At 39.2% G+C, this 11624-nt stretch carries 11 protein-coding genes and 1 pseudogene; 7 read left to right on the plus strand and 5 right to left on the minus strand.

Features of this window, described 5'->3' with window-relative positions; genetic code table 11:
- Positions 1–406: 406 nt before the first annotated feature.
- Entirely contained in the window at positions 407–1231 is an 825-nt protein-coding gene (locus BQ7314_RS12800; RefSeq protein WP_174484079.1) for an aspartyl/asparaginyl beta-hydroxylase domain-containing protein, read from the minus strand.
- A gap of 411 nt (positions 1232–1642) precedes the next feature.
- Here BQ7314_RS12800 and BQ7314_RS12805 point away from each other — a divergent pair, with 411 nt between their 5' ends.
- The 4 genes from BQ7314_RS12805 to sdmB all read left to right on the plus strand — a co-directional run bounded on the left by BQ7314_RS12805 (position 1643) and on the right by sdmB (position 6236).
- Positions 1643–3262, plus strand: coding sequence for a cytochrome P450 (locus BQ7314_RS12805; protein ID WP_174484080.1), 1620 nt, complete (start codon positions 1643–1645; stop codon positions 3260–3262).
- A 9-nt stretch (positions 3263–3271) separates the two neighbouring features.
- Positions 3272–3874 carry a nuclear transport factor 2 family protein gene (locus tag BQ7314_RS12810; protein WP_174484081.1) on the plus strand — a complete coding sequence of 201 codons (603 nt, stop codon included), beginning with the start codon at positions 3272–3274 and terminating at the stop codon, positions 3872–3874.
- Positions 3875–3933: 59 nt separating this feature from the next.
- Complete coding sequence (gene sdmA / locus BQ7314_RS12815; RefSeq protein WP_174484082.1) at positions 3934–5124, plus strand: 4beta-methylsterol monooxygenase; 1191 nt, start codon at positions 3934–3936, stop codon at positions 5122–5124.
- 125 nt (positions 5125–5249) lie between these two features.
- Positions 5250–6236 carry a sterol demethylase protein SdmB gene (gene sdmB, locus BQ7314_RS12820; protein WP_174484083.1) on the plus strand — a complete coding sequence of 329 codons (987 nt, stop codon included), beginning with the start codon at positions 5250–5252 and terminating at the stop codon, positions 6234–6236.
- Between the two features lie 119 nt (positions 6237–6355).
- Here sdmB and BQ7314_RS12825 read toward each other — a convergent pair whose 3' ends face one another.
- Positions 6356–7003: a hypothetical protein gene (locus BQ7314_RS12825; protein WP_174484084.1), complete on the minus strand. Its 648-nt coding sequence runs from the start codon at positions 7001–7003 to the stop codon at positions 6356–6358.
- A gap of 22 nt (positions 7004–7025) precedes the next feature.
- Positions 7026–7880 carry a radical SAM protein gene (locus BQ7314_RS12830; protein WP_174484085.1) on the minus strand — a complete coding sequence of 285 codons (855 nt, stop codon included), beginning with the start codon at positions 7878–7880 and terminating at the stop codon, positions 7026–7028.
- A gap of 76 nt (positions 7881–7956) precedes the next feature.
- Between BQ7314_RS12830 and fae the strand changes: the two genes are divergently transcribed.
- Complete coding sequence (fae, locus tag BQ7314_RS12835; protein WP_174484086.1) at positions 7957–8505, plus strand: formaldehyde-activating enzyme; 549 nt, start codon at positions 7957–7959, stop codon at positions 8503–8505.
- A gap of 147 nt (positions 8506–8652) precedes the next feature.
- On the opposite strand, the gene BQ7314_RS12840 is transcribed toward fae, so the two are convergent.
- The gene (locus BQ7314_RS12840) at positions 8653–9246 is read right to left on the minus strand and encodes a DUF938 domain-containing protein (RefSeq protein ID WP_174484087.1); all 594 of its coding nucleotides are present in this window, start codon (positions 9244–9246) and stop codon (positions 8653–8655) included.
- 29 nt (positions 9247–9275) lie between these two features.
- On the opposite strand from BQ7314_RS12840, the gene BQ7314_RS12845 reads away from it, so the two are divergent.
- Positions 9276–10376, plus strand: coding sequence for a GNAT family N-acetyltransferase (locus tag BQ7314_RS12845; protein WP_245394999.1), 1101 nt, complete (start codon positions 9276–9278; stop codon positions 10374–10376).
- A gap of 86 nt (positions 10377–10462) precedes the next feature.
- The gene (locus BQ7314_RS12850) at positions 10463–11314 is read left to right on the plus strand and encodes a DNA ligase (RefSeq protein ID WP_174484089.1); all 852 of its coding nucleotides are present in this window, start codon (positions 10463–10465) and stop codon (positions 11312–11314) included.
- Positions 11315–11504: 190 nt separating this feature from the next.
- Here BQ7314_RS12850 and BQ7314_RS16160 read toward each other — a convergent pair.
- Positions 11505–11624, minus strand: a pseudogene (locus BQ7314_RS16160) (IS30 family transposase); the annotation flags it as partial.

Here is an 11624-nt window from a genome sequence, read left to right on the forward strand (position 1 = left end):
AATTAATTTGTGCTCATTCCTAAGCTTAATATCAAAGGCAAATTTTAAGCAAAAAAAATGCGCTAAGTCTATGACTTGGCGCATTAAAAAGACTCTAATTCCTAGTTTGGAGGCAAGGAGTTAATTTAAGAGTTGTAGCTATTCTACAAGCATCAATGCATTCTGAAAATGTGGCATATTGACGCGCAACAGATTGTCGCAACTTCCAACTATAAAGCGCTAAATTTTAAGCAAAAAAAATGCGCCCAGCCTAGTGACTGTGCGCATTAAAATCTCTAATTCCTAGTTTGGAGGCAAGGAGTTAATTTAAGAGTTGTAGCTATTCTACAAGCATCAATGCATTCTGAAAATGTGGCATATTGACGCGCGACAGATTGTCGCAACCTCCCCTTTCCTAGCTAACGCATTATTTCAACGACACCCAGCTACTATAAAAAATATGATTCATTTTTTGCATAATAATAGCCACAAGCTGGACAAATAAGTCCATTACAAAATGACATTTACTCGGTCTAACAATATCCACAAACAAACAGTAACGTGCTTCATCTGTTTGATTAAATGACTGATGCGACAAAGTGTCATCAAAAATAAACATCTTTTTATCACACCAATGGTTTTCCACTGCCCTTACCTTGATATATGACTCTCTACTTTTTATATCATTAATATTGTAAAGCACCCTTAAAGTGGTACGTAAAGGCCCATAATGCTCATCAGTCGATTCCTTCTTATTAAACACAGAAATACCAATGGTTCTAATGTATTTATAGTCTTTATGAAACTCCGGGACTGAATAAAAATTATCAATATTCTTGCCGTACCATTTAAAAAAAATCATACCGCGTTTAATTTTTTCCATACGACTAGACAGTTCATCAACAATATTTTCTGACTTGACCACATCTAGAATATGCTTGATTTCAGCCTGACAATCCTCAGGTAAATCCTCTAACTGATATATCTTCTTATTGATATAAGGAAGTGTAAGCACATCCATTAATATATTAAATGGCGATAATGCCCATGTCGGTACACCATTACCAAAGAAATACCGATACAGCATACGACCATCTATATTGCTGTTACGAGTCACATCATAAAGACCGCAAACAACATAGAACAGCATAACTTTAGGTAAAAAATACGTCAACAATGCTAAAAACACATACCAAATGGCTGACTGCATTAAAAATTTCTTTTTTCTTTTATTAAAATATTCTTGATCCATGCTCTAACCTTGGTAATTTTTATAGGGGCATCCGCCAACTCAGACATCAATTTCACTAACAAAGCCAACTCAATTGAGCTAATTTTCTAAGTAAGATAGTTTGTACATTATGCAAGCACAGCGTAAAATCAACAACATTTTATTAGTTATAAACGCTCACAAAACAGCGTTGCAATATTTTTTCAATCAATAATTTCCTCTATTAATTAAATAGTGAGCTTTAGAAACTTGGAATTTAATAACACCCGAAAGTATGACACGAGCTTTTGGCCTTATAGGCATATTAACTAAAGCCAGCATATAGCTGGCTACGCAACGGCTTATAATGTATCTGCATTTCCAAAAAACTGGCTAGCCCTAACATATTATTATATTCTCGCATCTTAGTTCACTTCACTATCCCACAATTTTATGACCACTCAGCAATCTGCAGCAAAGAAAACACCTCCTAAAATGCCTGGCGCAAAACCAATTATTGGACATATGTTTGATTTTGGGAAAAATCCGTTTGACTACATGATGAAGCTTAGAGCAAAGCTTGGAGAAATTGGTGAGTTTCGCATGTTTCACCAAGAAATGGTTTTATTAACAGGCCCTGAAGGAAATGAAGCTTTTTTCCGCGCCCCAGATGCACAACTGGATCAAAACGAAGCCTACAAGGTAATGACACCTATTTTTGGTAAAGGCGTTGTTTTTGATGCGCCACCGCATATTAAAGATCAACAATTAAAAATGTTGATGCCAGTATTACGTGATAAACCAATGCGCACCTATTCAAAAGTGATTGTGCAAGAAGTTGAAGAAGCGATTAAAAACTGGGGAGAATCAGGGGAAGTTGATTTACTTGAGTTTATGAAGCAATTAACTATTTACACCTCTAGTCATTGTTTGCTAGGTGATGAATTTCGTTATGAACTGAATGAAGAATTTGCCGAGCTATATCACGCACTAGAAAAAGGTATGGCACCGATTGCTTTTATCTTCCCAAATATACCCCTCCCTGTTTTACGCCGCCGTGATAAAGCACGTGTTCGCTTACAAGAATTAGTAACCGGCATTATAGAAAAACGTGCGCAAAAAACCGAAAAAAGTGACGATGCATTTCAAATGCTGATTGATACTCGCTACGAAGATGGTAGTGCGCTTTCACCGCATGAAATCACCGGCATGTTGATTGGTACTTTATTTGCCGGCCACCACACAACGGCGGGAACTGCCACTTGGATTGCCTTAGAATTAGCACGCAACCCCGGAAGCTACGAACAAGTATTAAAAGAATTTGACACCTTATATGGTGAAAATGGTGATGTCACCTTTGAATCTTTACGCGCCATCCCAGTATTTGAACGTGTTATTAAAGAAGTGCTACGCTTACACCCACCGCTTATTTTTCTTATCCGTAAAGTGGCTAAAGACTTACCCTTTAAAGATTACCTTATTAAAGCTGGAAAATATGTTTGCGTTTCTCCTCGTGTATCACACCGTATTCCAGAAATTTTCCCTAACCCAGATAAATTTGACCCTGATCGCTTTACTGAAGAGCGCCAAGAAGATGCAACCCCCTTCAGCTGGATTGCTTTTGGTGGAGGTCGACACAAATGTAGTGGTAATGCTTTTGCCATGCTGCAATTAAAAGCGATTCATGCCATTTTATTACGCCGTTATAAATTTGAATTAGTCAACCCAGCTGATACTTATATAGATAATTATAAAGAAATGGTGGTGCAGCCTAACTCCCCTTGCATGGTTCGCTATACCCGACGTACCGGTGTCGATACGGAAAAAACTAAGACCGAAAACTCATCAAAAAAAACCAACACTGATACACTTAACGCCTTCAAAGTCGAAGTAGATATGGATTTCTGTCAAGGCCATGCAAATTGCATGTCAGAAGCCCCCGAAATCTTTCAAGTTGATGCCAAGGGTAAGCTAACGGTTCTGCAAGATACTCCCGACAATGCATTACTTAAAAAAGCACAAAGAGCTGCAAAATACTGCCCGACCAGTGCAATTAAAATCATTCAAAAATAAGGAACAAATATGGCTACCTACCCAAGAGCTGAATTAGAAGAGATGGTGGAACGTTGGCTTGAAGCTAACCGCCAAGCTGAAAAAGATGGTGACTGGCCAAAACATTTAGGCGCAATGTATACAGATGATGCTGAATATCGATGGAATATAGGTCCCAATGAAGAGTTTGTGGCGCGCAACCGCCAAGAGATTGAGAAATGGGCATTAGGCGAACAAATGGAAGGCTTTGAAGAATGGAAGTACCCGTATCACCGCATCCTCATTGATGAACAGCAAGGCGAGGTAATCGGCTTATGGAACCAAGTATCTCCTGCTAAACGTGAAGATGGCACACCCTACACTGTCGAAGGTATTGGCGGCTCTTGGTTCCGCTATGGTGGTAATTACAAATGGGAATGGCAGCGAGACTTTTTTGATTTAGGTAATACTAAAGCCTTATTTTTTGAACTCGCTGCAGCGGGCAAACTAGACCCAGCTGTTAAAGAAAAAATAGGTAAATTAGCAAAAGGCCATCCACTCCCCGGTCATGAAAAATTACGCCCTGAAGCCAGCCTTTTACAAAAACTAAAGGGTTTTTTAGTCATGGTACGTATTGCTATTTTTAACAAATAAGAGTGCTCATTTCTGCTACAATAACCCTATAAAAACTACGTCATTATTTTTGGAGTATTATGAATACTGAAGAAAAAAAACCTAAAAGCCGCCGCGAGTTAGTCCGCACTATGGGCCAAAGTGGTAATTACTGGTATGCCATGGAAGAAAGCAAAAACCTTAAAAAGGGTAAATCACTGGAGGTTATTTTTTGGAAAAGTCCTATCGCACTATTTCGCGGCGAAAGCGGCAAAGTAAGCGCCATTGAAAACCGCTGTCCTCACCGCCAACTACGACTCACTTCAGGAATTGTTGAGGGCGAAGAAATTATTTGTCAATATCATGGATGGAACTTTGATGGCTGCGGTAAATGTACTGGAATTTCACATGAGCTTGGTAAAGGTAAAGGTAAAAGTGAATTACCCAACATCAAAATCAATTCATACCCAGTACAAGAAAAATACGGTTTAATCTGGGTCTTTCCTGGTGATCCAGCCCTATCAGAAACGGTTAAAATCCCTGCAATTCCTCAACTGGATCAAGCAGAACCTTGGGAATTTATTCCAATTGATGTAAAACTAAAAGCACATTACAGCATGATGCTAGAAAATGTATGTGACTTTAACCATGCCTTTTTACATCGTAAATTTAAACCCTTCACAAACCCTCACTTAAAAGGTTACCGCCGCGAAGGTGATACTATTTGGATTGATTATGAAACAGATATGAGCCAAAGTAGTGCGGTGAAAACTGCGGGAGAAAAGAAAGGGGCTGGCTTAGAAGATATGACTTTATGGTATCAATACCCTTATCAAGGTTCAAATACAGCCGATAAATATTTACACTGGCTGTTTATGACACCGATTGATGAAAAAAACACACGTTGCTTTTTTGTCTTTTTATTAGGCCCTTTGGAAATTCCATTCATTAACAAACCTGTCCCCAAGTTTCTGCGTAAAACAGTTATCTGGATAGCCAATAAATTATATATTATTCCTTTGCTCGGTGAAGATACCTACATCTTATCCGAAGAAATGCTAGGACAAGAGCGTCACCCTGATATTCAACATTTAGAGTTCAACCCGATTGTGGGAGAATTTCAGAAAATGAGCATAGAAAAATGGGAGGAATACGTACACACAGAAGCATTGCGCAAAAAACAACAGAAAGAAGATAAACAGCGCTATGTGTTTACTGGGGCTGGACTCACTAAAAAAGAGCTACGTGACTATAATAAGATGCTGGAAGAAAAAGAAGTAGCTGGTTTATAAGCCTATTTTTCCTTGCCCTCAACCCTGCGTGGGAATGCACCTTGCAACACTCTGAGCTATGGAACGCAGAGTGCGTTCCTTTATGAACTCCCACGCAAGAATATGGGAACTAAAATAAATTATTTATGACAATATTAGTAACAGGTGCCACTGGGCACTTAGGCGCAAATTTAGTACGCACACTATTAAATAGAGGCGAAACAGTCCGTGTACTTTTACGTAAAGAAAGCAATAATACCGAAGTCAAAGGACTCAATATAGAGCATGCTTACGGAGACTTAAAGGATGAAAAGTCCCTTATCAATGCGGTAAAAGGCTGTGATTATGTCTACCACTTAGCGGCTTTTGTCAGTATTCGTAACGGTGACCGCAAAGAACTTTATGATGTAAATGTACTCGGCACGCGTTATTTAATGCAAGCCTGTCGCTTAGAAGGCGTTAAAAAAGTAGTACATTGCAGTTCATTTGGCGCTGTGGGGAATAACCCAGATGGCGCATCGAATGAAAAATGGGCGGTCAGTCCTTATGAAATGACCACCGATTATGAAATATCTAAAACCTTTGCTGAATTAGAAGTTTATAAAGAAATTGCACGTGGTTTACCTGCTGTGATCGTTAACCCATCAGGCATAGTTGGCCCTTGGGACTTTAAACCGTCATTATTAGGCAGAACTATTATTGAATTTGCTCAAGGAAAAATGCGCGGCTCGGTGAAAGGTGGCTTTGATTTCGTCCCCGTCCAAGATGTAGTCCAGGGTCATTTATTAGCAATGGAAAAAGGTATAGTCGGTGAGCGCTATTTATTAACAGGCGAGCAGCACACGATTAATGAAACACTGGACTGGTTAGAAGAATTTACGGGCAAACCCAAACCAAAATTAGTCATTCCAACCTTTGTTATGCAAAATATTGCGATTGTTAAAGATTGGGTTGAGCGCAAATTTTTCCCGCATGTTTATCCACGTTTTAATTACCATTCGATTCGCTTATTAAATTGCGGTAAATTTGGCACGCATAATCGCGCCATACAAGAACTAGGCTTAAAGCCTACGCCTGTAAAAGAAGCGTATCGTGATGCTGTATTATGGTTTAAAGAACACGGTTATATCTAAATGTGGAAGTATAAGTAACTATCTTCGCGCAGAGTACACATTGCGTATCTTACCTGTAATGCCCTGCCTAAACGCAGAGTCTAATTCGCTAAGCCTTTATTGACTAAGAAAAATACGCCTTAATCTTTCTTCAATCTTCCCCATAAAGATGATTTTTCAGATTGATCTGTCAGTAACTTAGTCTCATTAAGTGCTAATTGTTTCTTCCGAGATAAGCGCTCTTGCCTAGCGCGTAATATATAACCACTTAAGCCACTGCCTGAAGCTACGATTACCATAGCACCTATGGTAATCAGCTGACTAAAAATCAGCACCCCACCAACACCTGCAGCGGCTGCAAAAGCTAAGCCCACTTTAAAGTTTGCTCTAGCATGCGCTTTTCTCGTTTCTTGCTCAATTTTTTTATAACTTGCAGCCACTGTATTGGCTTTATCACGCTCAGCATCTAACAATATCTGCTCTCGCTCTCTCGCATGCCTATCCTGTAGTTGAGATTTTTCTTGCACAATACTGGCTTTTTCTATTTCTGCTTGTTGACGAATCTTTTCTCTATCTTGAGCGTGACGTTCTAGTAATGTCGCTTGATCGTCTATATAAATATTCCGCGCAATCGATGAAAACCAGAAAGCTGCTAAAACTGAAATAATGATTGCTATAAATACAATAACAATAATTAATTGCATATCATATGACCAAGTAATCGCCATCAATACCAAGCCGCAGGTCAATAATTGAATAAAAATAATAGCCGGCAAAAATTTAGCCATAATAATACCTATGTCTTTATTACTACAAAGATACCTTCACCTTTAAGCCTAACTGACAAATTCGCCCTGCAAAATCATTAAGTTGCTTCTCAGTAACACTTGCAATCATATTCGCCTCGGGCTGCAAAGATTCACGGGCAAGACTATACAACATAATACCTTGTAAGGTAACCTTCTCACTAACCCGTTGTAATAAAGCTAAATAAGCCTCTTGCTCCGTCATATTAACCAAGCTCGGACCTAATTTAACCTGCAACATACAGGTTTGCAGCCAAGTAGAGCAAAGTCTTGCCGAAATAAGTAGGTTTTCCGTATGTTTTTGTAAACTTAACGCTGAATGGTTGATTAGATTTCGACCTTCGTCAGTCGCACTATCTAACTTAAACCATACCTGCCCATTATATTGATTAAATAATTTTAAACCATCTTGTACATCGCTATGATGAATCAAGCTACCATTAGTAATCAGCACATAGTGGAATGGATCGGGGATTTTTGCTTGCTCAGTAACGCGTATAATTAACTCAATCGCTTTAGCAAAGCCTTTAACACTGGTCGGCTCACCATTTCCAGAAATCGCTATATCTTTAATTATGCGCAACTCTGGATCCATTGCAAAGCGATTATAAAAATCACCGTGCAACACATCCTGCAAGAAAAATGTTAATTCAGTTTCTAAAAGTTCAAAATCTAACTCAGGAGCAGCACCTAAATCTAAATTAGGCACCTGACAATAAACACAACGCCAATTACAGGCATTATTGGTATTAAAGTTAATACCTATCGACAAACCACCCGAACGCCGTGAAATAACAGGATATATATAAGTTAAGCCTGCTGCGTTACGGTTATGATTTTTTACAGTAAGTTCAGTCATGAAACTAAAATTTAGATCAAAAAAATGTTATTCTACTGGGTTCTAGTACAATCATTTAAGTTTTTTGGAGAGAAACATGAGCGATAGAATCATTTTCCGTAGTGGCGAAGCTTTAGTAGCAGGTGGTCCACCAGGCACAGCTGCAGAACCTGAAGTCATCATTGGCGAATTAGATGGCCCTGTTGGTACAGCGCTGGCGACTTTAACTGGCGATCAAGTTAAAGGGCACACTAAAGTTTTCGCTATTTTAAATACTGATGTTCAAGTACGTCCTCTTACCTTAATGGTGAGTAAAGTAACCGTAAACAACAGCCGCTACACCAATATTCTAATGGGTACGGTACAAGCTGCAATTGCTAATGGTGTATTAGATGCGGTTCGTGCGGGTGATATTCCTAAAGAAAAAGCCAATGAGCTAGGTATTATTTGCTCAGTTTGGTTAAACCCTAGTGTATCTACTGATGACAACTTAGATCACCAAATTTTGTTTGATATTCACCGTAAAGCAACGGCTTTAGCGATAAAAAAAGCAATGAATAATGAGCCAGGTATCGATTGGTTACTAGACAACCAAGACAAAATCACGCACAAATACTTCCAAATGGGACTAGACGGCAAAATTTAATTTGCTAATTTTTTCCTAAGAAACAAAAAAGCCCTGCTCAAGTTTTCTTGAACGGGGCTTTTTTTATACACAAACGATCGGGCATTGATAACTCAGCTTACTTTTATTTTCATCCTACCTCTTGAATTTCCCAACCCGATAAACCCATTAACTTCGATGCAAGACTAACAAGCGATTATTAGCCGGCATAGCAAAGTCATCTTTAACACTTAAACCCACCAATTTAGCTAACTTTTCTATCACCTCAAAATCACGAATACCACTTTGCGGATCACGTGATTTTAACCACTGGTCAAAACTCTCATTGCTAGGACTGGTATATGCACCATGATAGTTAAAGGGGCCATAAATACAGACTCTCGCGTCTTGGGTTAAATATTGACCCATTCCTGAAAAAAAGCATTCCACCTCTGCCCAACTCATAATATGCAAAGTATTAGCGCTAAATAAAGCTTCAATTTCCTGACCAGGCCATTGCTTATCGCTAACATTTAAAGCCAAACTTTGAGCTAAATTTTCTAATCCAGACGCTTCAATCCAGCTATTAATACCGTTTAAATTGCTCACTAAATCTGTTGCTTGCCACTGAAGATGCGGGAGGTTGCGGGCAAAATAACAAGCATGCTGCCCTGTGCCACTGCCTATTTCCCAGACCGTGGTAGATTCGAGAAAAATGTCTTTAATTTTATGTAGAATAGGCTCTTTGTTATTTTCACACGCCTGCGAATAGGGTTTATTCATTTGATATGGTTATTAAGCAAATCAATAGTATGACAGAAGTTGATGCTGCCTGCTGGAACAGCCTCGTGCAAAATAAAGATCCGTTTGTGCGCCATGAGTTTTTGCTAGCATTGGAGCAAAGCGGCTCAGTCTGTAGTAAAACAGGCTGGACTCCACAGCACCTATTAATGTTTGAACAACAAGAGTTGATTGGTGCGATGCCCCTGTATTTAAAAAATCATTCCCGTGGTGAATATGTGTTTGATCAACAATGGGCGGATGCTTATTACCAATCCGGCATGGACTATTATCCTAAATTAGTTAATGCGATTCCTTTTACGCCTTGCGCAGGACAACGCTTTTTAATATACAATGATGTTGACCATGCAGCTATAATTAACGCCTGTTTGGAGTACATCAAACAGCACTCAGAACTTAATAATATTTCCAGTCTACACTGCTTATTTCCTACGCCCACACAAACTAACTTACTCGCTGAACAGCTACTCTTACGCGAAGGAATCCAATTCCAGTGGTTCAATCATGGCTATAGTGATTTCACTGATTATTTACAATCCTTCACTTCTAGGCGACGTAAAAATATAAATAAAGAACGGCGTCAAGTACAGGAGCAAGGTATTCGTTTAGACAGAGTTTCGGGGTTAGCGATATCCGAACAACAATGGCAGGTATTTTTTTTATTTTATGAAATGACTTATTTGAAACGTGGACAATCTGCCTATTTGAATCTTGAGTTTTTTAAGCAGCTTGCCAAGACCATGCCTGAACAAATATTATTAGTACTTGCACGCAAAGACAACCGCTATATAGGGGCAGCACTTAGCTTTATTGGCGCGCAAACTTTATACGGGCGTTACTGGGGCTGTTATGACGAATATCACAGTCTGCATTTTGAAACTTGTTATTATCAAGGCTTGGAATATTGCCTAGAACACGGATTACAGCGTTTTGACTCTGGTGCGCAAGGCGAGCACAAAATTTCCCGTGGCTTTGAACCGATAACAACCTACTCCGCCCACTGGATACAAAACAGCCAGTTTGCTAAATTAATTGCTGATTTTTTACAGCGTGAACAAGAGCTTATTCAAGAATATAAACAAGATTGCACGCGGAAACTTCCTTTCAAATAACAAATTGTAGGGCGAACTTTAGTCCGCCAGCCTGGTGATTAATTACATTAGCGGGCTGAAGTCCGCCCTACTTAAGGACAAATATCATGCGGAATATAAATCGTCAGACCTTACGTGTATTATTCTTGATATTAAGCCTACTCACTATTACTCCAGCTATAGCCGCTAACAAGCCCAACCTAATGTTAGCTAAGGTGTTTGACGCTTCGGTAGATGTTACCCAATATTGGGTTAGCGAAAAACTGGATGGCGTGCGCGCGCGTTGGGATGGTCAGCAACTTATTTCCAGAGGAGGTTTGTTATTGAATGCGCCTAAATGGTTTACCCAAAATTTTCCAGAAACCATAATGGATGGTGAATTATGGGTAGCTAGAGGTGAATATCAGCAAACTGTTTCTATCGTCCGCAAACAACAACCGCATTTAGGCTGGAAGAAAATCAAATTTATGATTTTTGATTTGCCCAAGCACTCAGGAACTTTCTCAGACCGAGTTAGCCAAATGCAGTCTATGGCAAAACAATCACCCTCTCCCTTTCTGCAATTTATTGAACAAGTTCAAATAGCATCCCACGAACAGCTTATGCGCCGTTTGCAATTAGTAACCAATCAAGGAGGTGAAGGCTTGATGCTACATCATAAATCAGGCTTGTATCACAGCGGGCGTAGTCACGATATTTTGAAATTAAAACCCTTTTCGGATGCGGAAGCAATAGTTATTGGCTATCGCCCCGGCAAAGGACAATTCACAGGAAAAATGGGCGCGATTCAAGTTAAATCCGCAGATGGAAAAAGCTTTTTTATTGGGAGTGGCTTTAGTCATCAGGAACGAAATAACCCACCACCGCTAGGCAGCATCATCAGCTATCGCTACCAAGGTTTTACTGATAGCGGCATTCCAAGGTTTGCGGTATTTTTAAGAGTGCGCGATGAGCCTTGATTGACCGTCACACTATTTAATACATAATCCCAGTGCTTATATTTTTATAAAAATTGAAGTCACTATATAATATATGAGACATTATTATATATTATCTAGCTCAAGCTATTTATTACCTTTATGTTTACCTTTTATCGGGACAATAATCCATGCCTAAACTTTTAAAGTCTACTATTGGCCTCACCTGAATTCAAGTCATAAGTGCATAACCCAGTAAATTTTTTATATCTACCCCAGTTAGCTCTTCAAAAGCTTCATAAGGTGTTTTGTAGTTCAGACATTTTTTAGGTCGATTATTAAGCTTATCAAC

The organism is methanotrophic endosymbiont of Bathymodiolus puteoserpentis (Logatchev), assembly GCF_900128525.1.
Taxonomy (GTDB): domain Bacteria; phylum Pseudomonadota; class Gammaproteobacteria; order Methylococcales; family Methylomonadaceae; genus Methyloprofundus.